The organism is uncultured Brachyspira sp., assembly GCF_944390845.1.
GTDB classification, from domain to species: Bacteria; Spirochaetota; Brachyspiria; order Brachyspirales; family Brachyspiraceae; genus Brachyspira; species Brachyspira pulli.
Genome location: NZ_CALXRM010000043.1, coordinates 1 through 16033 on the forward strand (window position 1 = coordinate 1; position 16033 = coordinate 16033).

Below are 16033 nucleotides of genomic sequence, written 5' to 3' on the forward strand. Positions count from 1 at the left end.
TTAAATTATGATACACCTATGTTATACTTTAAAAAACTAAGGAATACTTAATGCAATATGTCTGGCTCCTGTGCATTATAAATCATGAAAAGTCGGAATCATTTTGTCATAAGTGCAAAACTGCTTGAATCCTATACTTTTAAGAATATCTTTAGCTTCTTTTATATAAAAACCCAAATGCTCCGGCTTATGACTATCGCTTCCTATAGTAATAATCTTACCGCCTAATTTATGATATAATTTTAAAATTTCCATAGAAGGAGTAGTATCTTTCAAACCATACCTATGATATGAAGTATTAAACTCTATTCCCCTATTATCATTTATAACTATTTTTAATATATCTTCTATAATTGGCTTAACATTCTCAAAAGGATATACCCCATTTTCATCATATCTTACAATTAAATCAAGATGCCCTAGTACAGAATAATTTTTGTATTTCTTTATAATGCCAAGTATCTCATTATAATATGCCTCATTATATTCTTTTTGACTCTTTCCTTTTTGAAAATCCTGAGTCCAGAATTCTTTATCATTTACCTGATGAACAGAAAGAATAATAAAATCAAAAGGGTATCTTTTAAATAATGCCTCATATTTATCTATAGTATGCATTTGAATTCCAAATTCAAGTCCCATTTTTATCTTTATTTTATCACTATACTTTTCCTGCATTCTTTTTATATCTTTGGAATATTTCTCATAATCGACATTGGCAAAAGGTTCATTGCCTCTATACTCTATATTTTTATTGCTGTCCCAATCAACTTTAATACCATAATCCACATGATCTGTAAGACAAATATCATCTATATGCAATTTTATAGCATCTTTAATAAGTTCTTCTAACGGATATTTAGAATCATCGCTAAACTCTGTATGTACATGATAATCTGCTAACATACTATACCCCTTTTATTTTTTATATAAAATTTTATTAAATATATATACTAAAAATTTTAGAGTTTGTCAATTTTTTTGTTGTTCTTTTTCCCGCCGCATACGCTCTGCGGACTTCGTCAAAGAACCTTATATCCTCGACAGGCTCGGATACGCTTCGCGAAAGTGCAAGTATAAAATTAGTACAAAATCATACTAAAATTGTTTTACATGTAAAAATAATTAATTAATTTAAGATAAAATATAGTCCTTTTGCTTATTTGGGTCACCAAAAGAAGTGTGGGCTTGCGTAAGCACGCAGAGCGGTGGGCAAAGCCACAGATATTAAAATAAAAATATAAATTTATTTTTGACAAAATATAATTGTTTAGGTATATTTTGAACAAAAAATTAACTTATAACCAATACAAATTCTCTTTTTTTATTGTCCTGATATTTAACACATATATTACTTATTTCATCAATTATTATTTCTTCATTATCTGTAGTTATATCAAGACATAAAGCAACCTGTCTGTCTTTAGAATAAACTTTTTTAACAGCATTCAAAACCTTGCCAAGTCTGTAAGGAGTATCCAAAATTATTACGGGAACATTCAATCTTTTTAAATATGATAATTTCTTTTCTCTTTCTCTGTCATCGCGAGGCAAAAGACCAGCATAGTAGAATTCTTTGAAATTGAAAGGAAGGCACATAATTGCCGCAGTAACGCTGCTTACCCCCGCTACAGGACGCACACGTATATTATGCGAATAACAATACTCAATAAGCAATCTGCCGGGATCCTCCAAAACGGGGGTTCCGCAATCGCTTATAAGAGAAACTGTTTTACAATTAATTATTTTAGTTATTATTTCATCAATATCCTTTGCCTTCTTAGTATGCTCGCTAAACTCTATTAAACATTCTCTATCTTTTTTGATATCCAATGCTTTAAAAAGTGTTGTAGCCTCTCTGAAACTTTCAACTAAAATAATATCACTTTCTATCAAAATTTCTTTTAATCTCTCCGTATTATCCTTATAGTTTCCTATATCTCTTGCCGCAATATAAACTGTTACCATAAATAAAACCTTAATTTTGATTTCTATTCAATAAACTATTAGTATACATATAATTCCAATTTGTACTTATCATGTTATTACTTATAAATATATTGGTAAAGAATGTATTAGTTAAGAAGTTATTAGCTTTAGAACGCTCTTCCATTTCATTAATTTTTTTCACCTTTGCATTTAAAGCTCTAATAACAGCATAAGTTTCATTATCGATATTTCCGTCTATCTTTTCTGGTCTGAAATGGCATTGAAAAGCATATAAAACTTTTCTTGAGTCAAAATCCCAAACATTATTAGTAGGCATGCTTGTATAGCCATACTTTACAAATTCCTCTTTTATATCAAGAACTTTTGCCTTTTTATATTGATCATCATTAAGGAAATTTGTATAATCATATTCATCATACCATATACCTAAATTATATTCCTCATAAAGTCTTTTCCAAGGAAATTTTGGGCCTGGGTCTTTTTTCCTATATGGTGCTATATCTGAATGCCCTAATATATTATATGGTTTTACTCCGTACTTATCTATTAAATCATTAAGTAAATATACCACCTTCTCTATTTGACTCTCTTTAAATTCTATATATTCATCATAAGGAATAAAAAATAAATTCTCTTTTTCTTTTTTTGTCATTCTTGCTAATTCTTCAGCTGTATTTGTAACTTTCTGTAAAAATCCTAAATTAACTATTTCAATACCAATAGAAGTATCGTTCATAGTATGTCTGTTATCATACATTGTAACGCCTGCATGCCAAGCTCTGTCATTATCATCTACAAGCTTATATATAGGATCTTCTTGCCTTGATGTTATTAAATAATGTGCTGAAACTCCAGGATCTGTTAAAACTTTTAAAGATAAATCATCATCTAATGCAGTATAATGAAGTATAATATATTTTATTCTTAAATTATAAGCCGGTGATTTATATACTGTAGATATTTTAGGAGCAATTTTTCTGCTTCTTATAGGAGTAACATAATCATCATTGCTGCAAGATGAAAACAGCAATATAAATATTAATAAAAGGAATATTTTCGTCATTTTAAACATATATAGGAACTCCGTTAAATCTATAGCGTATAAAACCTTTATAAAACTCTTTAACTTCAACATAGGCAAAATAATATGCTTGAGCGGTATTTATTCTGGCATGTTTATGAAGCAAATTACTATAAAAACTATATACAAAATCTATATACATGCCGTCAGCTAAAGAACCAATTCCAGATATTACAGTACTAACTCCAGATGCTAATAATGATTTAGTTAAATTATTATCTGTTTCTTCCATATTGCATGCATTGATAAATACAAGTGCCGGAGGATTCTCCAATGCCCCAACTGAATTTAATATATAATCATCGCTTAATTTTATGCCGTCGCTGTATCCATGTGTTATTATATGAACTATGTCATAACTTTCTAATACTTTGATAAATTCAAAATAATTATGTTCTTTTTTGTATAAATCTATTTCTATATTTTTAGCATCATTGGAAAGCATTAAAATACTGTCTATTTCTTTTTTATCAAAAGTAATATCATCATTAGGTATTGAAACAATAGCCATTTTTAATTTTCTATTACTGATTCTTTTGCTATTATGATGAAGTATATTAGTGGCATTAGCATGAGAAAAAATTATATTCTCTGATATAAATTTACCTTCATAAGATAATATATCCCAAGGTATATTATATGTATTATTATTATCAGCATGTAAATAAACTATTCTAAATCCTCCAAGTAAATGCTCCCTAAAATCCTTTTCAGGTATAAGCATATTCATTAAATAACTTCCAATTTCTATATATTTATCTATATTATTGCTTTCACTATTGGAGTTTTTAAGCAAACGCAAATATTCTTTATATATACTTTCATAAGCTTTATAATCAAAATGCTTTTCATATTCTGCCACATAAAGCGATGGGTGCGTTTCTATTCCCTTATACTTAAAAATATCATTTTCTATACTATAAGAAAAAAATGTTTGAGATATATTATCATTCAAAACTACTAATCTATCTCTTAATTTTGAGAATGTATTTGAATCTATCTCATATACTGAAAAATCTGAATACTTTTCTTCTAGTTTATAATATATACCGCGTCTTCTTTTATAATTATCTTCTATATAGATATTAGTATGATCTTTATCTGTTTCTTTTTTATCATTATTCAAATCAACTTCATAATATCCGTATAATTTATTCTTTTCATCATCATATAAAAATATATTTATTATACTATTATCCTTTTTTAATACTTTTAAAATCTTCTTTATAGAGGAATTTTTTAAAGAAATATATTCAATGCTATGAGATAAAAAATAATCTCTATCCTGTGTTATAATATATGATTTACTATCTTCCATACTAATAACTTATATTCGTTTTTATTATTAATTAATTTTAATTATTATATAGTAATTTTTTATATAATCAAATTAAAAAACAGCATTTTAACTATTAAAAATATAATCGGATATTATATTAGAATGCATAAATAAAATAGATATATGTATTAACTTATTTACTTTCAAACCCGTCAAGTGTGAATGTGTATCTATCCTCATCAGGCAATAATTTTAATGTAATTAAAGCAGTATTTTTATGAATAGCTTCATTAAATGTATTTAATGGTATTTTTATAGAAATATTTTTTCTTAATATTAAATGTGCATCATATCCAACCCATATATAAAAATCAAAAGAACCGGTATTTCCGCTATATGAACCATATAATTTTTCTGATTTAATGTACGATTCTGTTGTCATAGTATTTCCCATATCTCTATTATTACAAAAATAATAAGGCCCTCTTGCAGATGAATATGTATAAGTTTGCCCATTATCCGTTTCTATACTTATTCTATTAGCATACATAGTTTCATCAACTCTAAAAGCTTGATTCATCGATTCGCCTTCTACTTTCAATTGAAAATACATGATTTTAGAATTACCAGGATTATATACCCCGCTAGTACCGCATCCAATTAAAATAAATAAAAACATTGATAATATGATAATATTAAATATTTTCTTCATTAATAGTTTCCTTTTAATTATGTTATATCTTACTATAACTATTTACTTTCAAATCCATCAAATGTACATTGATATGTAGTATTATCTGTATACAATACTATAGAAATCAAAGCTGTATTATTATTTTTGGCCTCATCAAAATCTTTTTAGGAAAAATATCATTTTTATTAAATGCTTCTTGAGAAGATTTTCCAGAAACTTTGAACTTAAAATACATAGTTTTTGTAAGATTTTCTGAGTTATCATTGTCTTCGCCAGAATTATTTTCTCCAGAATTGTTTTCAGAACCATTGCCAAAATTATCTTCATTTGAACCATTGTTATTTCCTTCATTACTATTATTAGAAGAATTTGAATTATTAGGATTCAATATCTTGTAATTACATCCAACTATAAACAAACTAATAATTGATAAAAATATTATAATTAATCTTTTCATAATACAAAATCTAGCAAATTTGATATTTTTTGTAAATATGTTTGTTATATTTAAAAATAATGAATGTAAATCTATTGTAAATTAAAAAAAATAATATAATATATTTCTTATTATTTTTGGCAAATTATATTGAAATAAATTTATATTAAATATATACTAATTAGTAATTTTTCTTAATAAGAAAAAATATATTATAAAATCTATCATAATTTATTAGGAGGTTCAATTTGAGTTGGATAGGTGCGATTATACTATTAAGCGTACTTGTATTTGTTCATGAAATGGGGCATTTACTTGCAGGCTTAGCAGTTGGAATAAAGGCTGAAGCTTTTTCTATTGGTTTTGGCCCTATACTTTTTAGAAAAGAAATTAAAGGAATAGACTTCAGATTTTCAGCAATACCTTTTGGAGGATACTGTAAATTTAAAGGTGAAATTTCTGAAGACGGAAATGTAGAAGAAGGAGATTTTTTAAATATGTCTCCTTTTAAAAGAATAATAGTTTATTTTGCAGGACCATTTTTTAATTATTTGTTTGCATTTCTTTTGCTTACAATATTAGTATCACTTCCTTCAAAAATAGATTTGTATTCCCCTACTGTATCAGTATTCAGAGATGGAAAATATATGCATGCAAAATCTGGTATGACTTTAGCCTATGAATACGGCATACAAAGCGGAGATACTATCACTGCTATAAATGGAATAAAAGTAGAATCTGATAATGATATACTAAAAACAATAAATGATGAAGCTGTACAAAAGGCTGCTGAAAATATAACATTCACATTAAACAGAGGCGGAGAAACTTTAAATGTAACTATACCTTCTGTAGAAATGTTAAAGGCATTAAGCGGAGAGAGAGTATTAGGATTATATTTCGGCGATGATCTTATAATCAAAAATGTGGTTGCTGATTCTGCTGCTTCCGAAGCCGGACTTATGGCTGGAGACAAAATCATCGCTATAAACGGCATTAGTGCAAATAATATAGCAGATTTCAGACCTATAGTTATGGAAAATGCTTCTCAGAAGATAAATATAACACTTATCAGAAATGGAGAAGAAATTACAAGAGAGGCTATACCAAAACCTGTAGCTTCAAAATCAATGGGAACTTACGGAAGTTTAGGTGTAGAATTTGAAAGCACTCCTATGAGAGTAGAAAGAGTTGCTGGAACACCTTTCCCAAAATCTATACCAGAGGCTTTCAAAGAAACAGGAAACTATATAGTATCATATATCAATGGTCTTAAACTTCTTTTCACTGGAAAATTATCAGTACGTGAAAATTTAGGCGGTCCTGTTAGAATAATACAGATATCATCACAGGTTATTTCTGTTGATGTAGAGTACAGACTTAGAACTATACTTTCATTTACTGCTACTATAAGCTTAATACTTTTCCTTATGAATCTTCTTCCTTTACCTGTAGTAGACGGCGGAATGATAGTATTTTCATTTATAGAGCTTATAATGAGAAGACCTATAGACAGAAAAGTTTTAACAAAGATACAGGCTGTTGGTGCCGCTTTCTTAATAACTTTAGCTATATTCATAACTATAAATGATATAACACAATTATTCAGATAAAAACATTTCTAAAAATAAAAAAATATAAAGAGGTTTGCTTTTTAGTAAGCCTCTTTTTTATACTTCTTAAAAACTTTATTCTAAAGCCCTCCCTTTTATGTTTATTATATAAAATTCAATATTGAACTTTCATTATCTTCATTGCTTTATTAGTAATTTTAGTACCCACTCAAAGTTTTATTTAACTTTATTATGCTTTTACCGCACGGTAAATAATGCCAAAAACATAGATTCAATTATTAATTCAAATAAAAATTTATTATCAAGATGCATTCACCGTGCGTTGACAAAAGTTATAAATTTAATTAACACTTGGGCGGGCATGCTTTTTATAATTAAGCATTTAAGATAAATAAAATTTAATTTTTAATCAGTACTGTAAATTTAAAGGGCGGGGTTTTTAAATAAAATTCAATACAAAATTATTTTAGTATAATATAATATTTGTATTATACTAAACTTTACTATATAATAACAATTCAAAATAATAATTGGGATAATATATACTAATGAGTAAAAATTTAAAAAATGAAATACTAGAACTTGTTAAAAGTGAAGATATAATAAAGCCTACTAGATACTTAGGCGGTGAAATAAATGCTATAATAAAACCTGATATGCCTTTTAAATTCGTTATGTGCTTTGCAGATATGTACGAAATAGCAATCAGCAATTTAGGACTTTCTATACTTTATGAGGTTATTAACTCTATTGAATATGCTTCTTGTGAAAGAGTATATGCAGTAGCTGAAGACTTTGAAAAACTTTTGAGAGAAAAAAATATACCTCTTTATACTTTGGAAACTTTCAGCAGAGTAAAAGACGCTGATGTTTTAGGATTTACTTTGCAGTATGAGCTTATATATACAAATATACTACAAGTACTCGAATTAAGCCAAATACCTATACATAGAGATGAAAGAGGAGAAGATGTACCTATAATAGCAGCAGGCGGACCAAGCGTATTTAATCCATTCCCTTTGGCTGATTTTATTGATGTGTTTTTATTCGGTGAGTTTGATTTTGAGATGAAAAACTTTGTGGATATGATTTATAATCTCAAGAAAAACGGAGCTAAAAGAGATGATATTTTAAAAGAACTTTCAAAACTTGAATACGCTTATGTTCCGAAATACCCAAGAGAGCATGTAAAAAGAATATTCGTTGAAAATATTAATGAAATGCCTTATGTGAAAAAACCTTTAGTGCCTCTTGTTGAAGGCATTCAAAATAGAATATCTGTTGAAATAGCTAGAGGCTGTACTCATAGCTGCAGATTCTGTTTGGCTGGAATAACTTATAGACCTGTAAGAAACCGTACTATAGAAAAGATAGTTGATATAGCAATGGAGTCGCTTGAGGCCACTGGAGCTAATACTTTAAATTTATTCTCTCTTTCTGCTGATGATTATCCTCATATTGGAGAATTAATTGAATATTTACAAACATTAGGAGAACATAAAGGATTTTCTCTTTCTCTGCCTTCATTAAGAATAGACTCATTCGATAAAGACACAGCAGACAGAATAGCACAATTTAGAAAAACAGGCTTAACATTTGCATTAGAAGTTGGAAGCCATGAATTAAGAGAAAAAATCAATAAATCAATGGACGAAGATGCCATATACAATATACTTGCAGATGTTCAGAAGATGGGCTGGAAGATAGTAAAAATTTATTTTATGATAGGATTCACTGATAATCCGGACAAAGAAGCTGATGAAATAATAGAAGCACTTGAGAAAATGATAAAGGTATCAAAAAATAAAGTAAAAATAAATGCTGCTATCAATGTGTTTATTCCAAAGCCACATACACCTTTAGAAAATAATAATCAGCTTACAGATGAAGAAGCAATTACTTATATAGGAAAGGTACGCGATCATTTCAGAGGTACTAAAGTAGCTATAAAATATCACCCTCCTAGAATGGCAGAAATTGAAGGTATAATTTCAAGAGGCGATGAAAAAATAGGCAATATCATTTATAAAGCTTATAAAAAAGGGGCAAAATTTGATGCTTGGGTAGAATATTTTAAATATGATGTTTGGAAAGAAGTAATAGAAGAAAGCGGATACACTATAAAAGAATTATTAAGCAAGAAAATAAATATGCCTTGGAAATGCATTGATACTCTTGTAAGTCAGACATTTTTTGATAAGGAATACGAAAGATTTCAAAACGGAAAATTTACAGATTACTGCTTTACAGGAAATTGTCAGAACTGCGGTATAGATTATAAAAAATACTGCCATAAATATAAAAAAGAAGTTTTAAATACAAACTTTACTCAAATGGTTGAAGAATTAAAAACTCTAAAGAAAAGAGATATATTTGCTGTAAACTATAAAGTATTAATGAAATTCAAAAAAGAAGGAATATCATCACTTTTAGGTATGCATGATTTATCAAGAGTTATGATTTGTGCTTTAAAGATTGCAGGTGCAAGCATAGCATTAAGCAAAGGTTTTCACCCATTAGAAAAAGTAGTATTTACTCCGCCTACTCCATTTGCATGCGAAAGCGAATCAGAGTATATGGAAATAAGTTTAACTGATTCTATAGATATAGACTTACTTAAAAACAAAATAAACAATTTACTTTCTCATATTGGTATTGAAATAATTAGTGCAGTATCTACTCATTTAAATGCTAAAAATATTCAAGCTCTCCCAAAGAACACTATTTACAAGATAGAAACTGATAATGATGAAGAAGCATTGAAAATATTATCAAACAAGGAAGATTTAAGAATAAGCGAAGAAAGAAAAGGCGATTATTTAGCTATAAAGAAAGGCGATGATTTACTCATAACACTTTTAGAAAGCAATGAAAAAGCTATAAGGGTACGCGACATAAAAAGCTATCTTTCAAAGAATAATATCAATATAAAAAATATTAGAAAGTTGGAATTAGTATAATATTCTTTTTATTGAATTATTAATTTCTTATTAATATTTGACTGTATAATAAAAAGTATGATACCTACTTATATCGGCGGTGAATAAACTAGAAATTTAAAAAAATATTGGGTGGGTAGCTAAAATAACAGCTAAAATTAAAAAAGAAAAATAATACTGAAATATCATAAAAGATTAAAAAGATAAAGGGGGGCAAATGTAATTAAAGTTTTAAAATTTTATTACATACCCCGCCCTTTATTCTTTATTACTATATTTTAAATTTTTAATATTAATTATCCATATAACTTAATCAGAATTTATAACACCCGCCCAAGTATTTATTAACTTTAAAATCTCTTTAACGCACGGTGAACTAAATTAATAATATAATAAAATTTGAATTATGAATAATTTATATTTCTAGCTTCATTCTGCGTGCGTAAAAATGTATAATTTGTAACATAATAATATAAAAAATAATAATTTTTTTTAGTAGCAGTAATATTATTTGTAGAATTATTATTGTCAATAGATGAAAATTACTATAGAATTAATGTCCTATTTTAAAAAATTTTTTTAAAGGAGTTTACAAAAAGTGAACAAAAAAACATTATTACCAATCATTTTACTAATTTTCTCTTTTATTGTTACCGGTTGCAGTAAATCAAATAATTATGCTGACACAGTAATAACCGGAACAATATATACATCTGAAGCAGGTCAAAAAATAGTATCTGCAATTGCAGTAAAAAACGGAGTATACCAATACGTTGGGGACGAAGAAGGGGTAAAAGAGTTTATAGGTGATAATACCGAAGTTATTAATTTAGAAAACGGTATGGCAATGCCTAGTTTTTTTGAAGCTCATGCACATGCTGAGTTAGGCGGTATAGGTAAATTATACCAAGTAGAATTGTATGACGGTAAGTCTATGCAAGATTATGAACAAATAGTTTCAAACTTTGTGGCTGAACATAAAGATTTGAAAATATTAAGAGGTTCTGGTTGGGGAAATGGATACACTCCTAAAAACGGCCCAACTAAAGATGTACTAGATAGAATATCAAAAGATATTCCAATAGTATTGACATCTCAAGATTATCACTCAATTTGGGTAAATTCTAAAGCTATGGAAGTAGCAGGCGTTAATGCTGATACTCCAGATGTTGAAGGCGGAGTAATAGAAAGAGATCCTGTTACTAAAGAGCCTACTGGAACATTTAGAGAAAAAGCTCAGGAACTTATATTATCTAAATTACCAGATTATACTATCGAAGAATATAAAAACGGCATATTAGCATATCAAGATGAGGCTTTATCTTATGGAGTTACATCTATATTCAATCCTATGCTTAATATGAATTCAGACGGTAAAAATTTATTCACTGCTTTAAATGAATTAGATAAAAGCGGTGATTTAAAATTAAATTACTTCTCTGGTTATCAAGTATTATCAGAAAGTGATCCTATATCTAATTTAAATGTAATAGCTAATTTGAAAAAACAAGCTAATGGAAATAAATTCAAACTTACAACTGTAAAATTATTTGCTGACGGTGTAGTAGAAGGTAAAACAGCTTACTTATTAGAAGATTATACTTCAGATCCAGGATTTAGAAGTGTAGGCTTATGGGAACAAGACTTTATGAATGAAGTATGTTTGAAAGCTGAAGAATTAGGACTTCAAATACATATACATTCTATAGGTGATGCTGCTGCTAGACTTTCAGTAAATGCTTTAGATTATGTACAAAAACAAACAGGTGCTACTAATAAAAGACATGCTATAACTCATTTACAGTTAGTTCATAAAGATGATATAAAAAGAATGGGAGAATTAAATATAGTTGCAGTTGCTAACCCTTATTGGTTCTTTAAAGAAGATGGATACTATTATGAATTAGAATTGCCTTATTTAGGAGAGAGAGCAGAACATGAATATCCTATGAAAGATTTATTCGATGCTGGCTGCGTTGTATCTCTTGCAAGCGATTACCCTGTAACAGTTCCTCCTAGACCTTTAGACGGCATACAAGTAGGTGCTACAAGAATGAATTTAGAAGGAGAAGCTGATTCTTTACTTGGTGCAGATCAAATAGTTAGTGTTGAACAGATGATGGACTCTGCTACAATAAATGGAGCTTATCAGAATTTTGCTGAAGGAAGTTTAGGTTCCATAAAAGTAGGAAAGAAAGCAGATTTCATTATATTAGATAATAATATACTTGAAATAAATCCTCTAGATATAACAAAAACTAAAGTATTAAAAACTTACTCTGATGGAAAATTAGTTTACGAAGCAGCCTAAAATAAAATTAATCATTAAAAGCCCCGTTTATTATTTAGAACAATTAAACGGGGTTATTCTTTATTCCCTTTTAACTTATCAAATAAACTTACTACTGCCGCTATAATCAACCCGATTATACAAGCTATTCCTCACATATATAGAACTCCTTATTATTAGTATCAATTTAATTATACCCTATATATGTATAATAGCAATAGTGTTTTAAAAATAATTAAAGTTCTTTATATATAATGTCAGAAATAAAATTAAAATATTTATTTGTTATAGCTTTCACATTTTCTCTTGCATTTATTTGAGCAAATCCATCATATTTTTTTATCATATCTATATCATTATTAGAATCGCCTGCTACTATAACTTTTTCAATAGTATTGTTTTTTTTAATAAGATTTTCTACAAAAGAAACTCCATTAGCTTTATTAACAGTATTTTTTACTATATCAACTGTTCTTATATTCCCATAAGCAATAACATCATCAAATTTTTCATTAATAATATTTGCAACTTCCTCTGTAGCTTTAGCATCAGGAGTCATTTTATTTATTTGTATAATATGATTTATAGTTTTTATATCATTAATAGATATTTTTTTATCAACTCTGAAAGGAAGTATATCATTACCATCTTTAGATTTTATTGATATAATATAATTATCATTAGCAACTTCTACAGTGCCGGAGAAATTTTTATATAGGAAGTTTATAACATTATAAGCAATATCATCATTAATAGTATCTTCAAATATCATTTCTCTTTTACTATTGAATACCAAAGCACCATTATTGGCTACAACATAATCAAATTCCAAACCATATCTGTCAATATGTTCAAATATAGAAAATTTATTTCTTCCTGTAGCTATTGCAAATATATTTCCTTTCTCTCTCCATTTTTTTATGGCATCGAAAACACTGTCATCTATTTTTTCATGAATATATATGGTCATATCATAATCGCTTGCAAATAATTTCATATCAACTCTCTTTTATATTTAAAAATTTTTTATAATTATAATTTATTAAAAAATTATAACGCAACAATTATAATTTAAATTAACTATTATGCAATTATTTTATTGTTTTTTATGATATAAAATCATTAATTACTGTTTATATGAATTGAAATTATTTATATATTGTACTATATTAACATTATATAAAAATCATAGGAGTATAAAAATGTCAAAAAGATTATTATTAGGAGTTATACTTACTATTTTGTTGCTATTTAGTACAAATTGTAAGAAAAACACATCTAATGCCATCAAAATAAGAATAGGGCCTGAACCTCAAACTATAGACCCAACTTTAAATACTTCAATAGATGGAGGAACTTATATAGTTCATATATTTGAAGGACTTACCACAAAAGATAAAGATAATAATATAGTTCCTGGAGCTGCAGAAAGTTGGGAAATAAGTGAAGACGGACTTACTTATACATTTCATATAAGAGAAAATGCAAAATGGTCTGACGGAAAAGATGTTGTTGCTGATGATTTTGTATATTCTTGGCAAAGAGCAGTTGATCCTTTAGTGGCAAGCGGATATAGTTATCAATTAGAACCAGTATTAAATGCAAAAGAAATCACAGAAGGAAAAATGGATAAATCTAATTTAGGTATAAAGTCTATAGATGATAAAACATTAGAAGTAACATTGAAAGCACCTACTGCATACTTTTTGGAATTGACAGCCTTTCCTACCCTATTTCCTATAAGAAAAGATATAGTTGAAGCTAATCCTGACGGCTGGACTAGAGATGCTAAAACTTATATAGGAAATGGCCCTTTTATAATGAAGGAAAGAAAAATAGATGAAAAATTAGTTTTAGAAAAAAATACTAATTATTGGAATGCCGAAACTATTGTACCTCAAGAATTAGAATTTATACTTATGGATAATCCTACAGTTTCAATAGCAAGTATTAAAGACGGAAGTTTGGACTACGGCGGAGCACCTCCAGTACAAGAATTAGAAACATTAAAAAGTGAAGGGTATATACAAACTAATGTAAGCTTGGGTATATATTTCTATATGATCAATTGCACAAATGAAGTACTTAATGATCCTAGAGTAAGAGATGCATTAACTTTAGCTATAGACAGAAATTATATAGTAAAGAACGTTACTAAAGGCGGACAAATACCTGCCGGAGCTTTCGTACCTTATGGAATATCAGATGTTAATGGAGATTTCAGAGAAAATGGAGGTAATTATTACGAAGTAACTGAAGATAAATATCAGGAAAATGTTGAAAAAGCTAAAGCATTATTAGCAGAAGCAGGATATCCTAATGGAGAAAATTTCCCAGTAATAGAGTTTAAATCCAATCAAGGCGGCGGTAATTTAGAGATATTTGAACCTATACAGCAAATGTGGAAAAATGTATTAAATATAGATGTTACTTTCTCAGCTGAAGAATGGGCAGTATTCCAACAAACTAGAGTAGATAAAAATTTTGCTATAGCTATGCATAGTTGGTTTGCCGATTATAATGACCCTCTTACTTTTCTTGCTATGTTTTTAAGCTACAGCGATCAAAACCATTCTAGTTATAAAAGCAGTGAATATGATAAACTTATAAATATAGCTATGAACAGCGGAGATAATAATGTAAGAATGAAAGCATTTCATGATGCAGAAAGAGTACTTATGAATGATATGCCTATAATACCTTTATATTTCCATACTACATCAGCTCTAATGCGTCCTAATTTAATGGGTGTATGTTTTGATAAATTGGGTATGAATAGATTCTTCTATGTATATAGAGAATAGAAAATATAAAAAATAATTAGGGGTATAGTTTAATCGCTGTACCCCTTTGTTTTGAATTTTATATGTTCTAATAATAGTTAATAATCTTTTGATTACTATAAACACAATTCTTACTTATTAATAATTTCAAAATATTATTGATAAAATATATAAATGATTTTTGATAAACTTAAAAATTTTGAATATATAAAAATCATTCGCCTATTATTTTTATCAATACTCTTTTAAGTCTTTTACCGTCATACTCACCATAAAAAATTTGCTCCCAAGTTCCGAAATCTAATTTACCATCTGTGATAGCTACAACAACTTCTCTACCCATTAATTGTCTTTTCATGTGAGCATCAGCATTATCTTCATAACCATTATGTTTGTATTGACTATGAGGTTTTTCAGGAGCTAGTTTTTCAAGCCAAACTTCAAAATCATTATGAAGTCCGCTTTCATCATCATTTATAAATACACTTGCTGTAATATTCATTGCATTACATAAAACTAAACCTTCTTTTATTCCGCTTTCCTCTAAACATTTCTGAACTTCAGGAGTAATATTGATATAACCTCTCCTCTTTGGATAATTAATTTCTAATACTTTTCTATAGGATTTCATTATTCTCCTCCAAATTATTTTTATATTTAATTATGAAACAATTTTATTATTTATTATCGGTGATAAAAATTGCTGTTATACAATTATTTTTCGAGCTGATAATTTTTTATATTTGTTGTTCTTTTTCCAGACGCATACGCTCTGAGGACTTCGTCAAAGAACCTTATATCCTCGACAGGCTCGGATACGCTTCGCGAGAGGCTATATTGGGCTTTAATTTAATAAATTATATTACATGTAAGACAATTTTAGTATGATTTAGTACCAATTTTATAACTTGCACTTTTTGCAACTTTGACGAAGTCCGCAGAGCGTGTGCGGCGGGAAAAAGTTGAATAAAAAAATGACAAACTTAAAAATTTTCAGTATATACCTA

General features: G+C 27.9%; 12 protein-coding genes. 4 read left to right on the forward strand and 8 right to left on the reverse strand.

Annotated features, from left to right (window positions below):
- Positions 1–75 precede the first annotated feature (75 nt).
- The 6 genes from Q0K52_RS09440 to Q0K52_RS09465 all read right to left on the reverse strand — a co-directional run bounded on the left by Q0K52_RS09440 (position 76) and on the right by Q0K52_RS09465 (position 5461).
- Positions 76–906: a histidinol-phosphatase HisJ family protein gene (locus Q0K52_RS09440; RefSeq protein ID WP_297298804.1), complete on the reverse strand. Its 831-nt coding sequence runs from the start codon at positions 904–906 to the stop codon at positions 76–78.
- 387 nt (positions 907–1293) lie between these two features.
- Entirely contained in the window at positions 1294–1968 is a 675-nt protein-coding gene (locus Q0K52_RS09445) for an SAM-dependent methyltransferase (RefSeq protein ID WP_297298806.1), read from the reverse strand.
- A 10-nt stretch (positions 1969–1978) separates the two neighbouring features.
- Positions 1979–3022: an N-acetylmuramoyl-L-alanine amidase gene (locus tag Q0K52_RS09450; protein WP_297298807.1), complete on the reverse strand. Its 1044-nt coding sequence runs from the start codon at positions 3020–3022 to the stop codon at positions 1979–1981.
- Positions 3015–4349, reverse strand: a complete 1335-nt coding sequence (locus Q0K52_RS09455; protein ID WP_297298809.1) for a CHAT domain-containing protein — start codon at positions 4347–4349, stop codon at positions 3015–3017. Before Q0K52_RS09455 ends, Q0K52_RS09450 begins: the two co-directional genes overlap by 8 nt.
- A 154-nt stretch (positions 4350–4503) precedes the next feature.
- Complete coding sequence (locus tag Q0K52_RS09460; protein ID WP_297298811.1) at positions 4504–5022, reverse strand: hypothetical protein; 519 nt, start codon at positions 5020–5022, stop codon at positions 4504–4506.
- Between the two features lie 106 nt (positions 5023–5128).
- On the reverse strand, positions 5129–5461 hold the full coding sequence (locus Q0K52_RS09465; protein WP_297298813.1) for a hypothetical protein: 333 nt from the start codon (positions 5459–5461) through the stop codon (positions 5129–5131).
- A gap of 227 nt (positions 5462–5688) precedes the next feature.
- On the opposite strand from Q0K52_RS09465, the gene rseP reads away from it, so the two are divergent.
- The 3 genes from rseP to Q0K52_RS09480 all read left to right on the forward strand — a co-directional run bounded on the left by rseP (position 5689) and on the right by Q0K52_RS09480 (position 12264).
- Positions 5689–7053 (forward strand): RIP metalloprotease RseP, encoded by a 1365-nt coding sequence (gene rseP / locus Q0K52_RS09470; RefSeq protein WP_297298815.1) that lies wholly within the window; start codon positions 5689–5691, stop codon positions 7051–7053.
- 509 nt (positions 7054–7562) lie between these two features.
- Positions 7563–9974: a TIGR03960 family B12-binding radical SAM protein gene (locus Q0K52_RS09475; protein WP_297298817.1), complete on the forward strand. Its 2412-nt coding sequence runs from the start codon at positions 7563–7565 to the stop codon at positions 9972–9974.
- 577 nt (positions 9975–10551) lie between these two features.
- Entirely contained in the window at positions 10552–12264 is a 1713-nt protein-coding gene (locus tag Q0K52_RS09480) for an amidohydrolase (protein WP_297298819.1), read from the forward strand.
- A gap of 214 nt (positions 12265–12478) precedes the next feature.
- On the opposite strand, the gene Q0K52_RS09485 is transcribed toward Q0K52_RS09480, so the two are convergent.
- Positions 12479–13240 carry an HAD-IIB family hydrolase gene (locus Q0K52_RS09485; protein WP_297298821.1) on the reverse strand — a complete coding sequence of 254 codons (762 nt, stop codon included), beginning with the start codon at positions 13238–13240 and terminating at the stop codon, positions 12479–12481.
- 205 nt (positions 13241–13445) lie between these two features.
- Here Q0K52_RS09485 and Q0K52_RS09490 point away from each other — a divergent pair, with 205 nt between their 5' ends.
- Positions 13446–15047 carry a peptide ABC transporter substrate-binding protein gene (locus tag Q0K52_RS09490; protein WP_297298822.1) on the forward strand — a complete coding sequence of 534 codons (1602 nt, stop codon included), beginning with the start codon at positions 13446–13448 and terminating at the stop codon, positions 15045–15047.
- A 193-nt stretch (positions 15048–15240) separates the two neighbouring features.
- Here the strand turns inward: Q0K52_RS09490 and Q0K52_RS09495 are convergent, their stop codons facing one another.
- Positions 15241–15657: a secondary thiamine-phosphate synthase enzyme YjbQ gene (locus tag Q0K52_RS09495; protein WP_297298823.1), complete on the reverse strand. Its 417-nt coding sequence runs from the start codon at positions 15655–15657 to the stop codon at positions 15241–15243.
- Positions 15658–16033 lie beyond the last annotated feature (376 nt).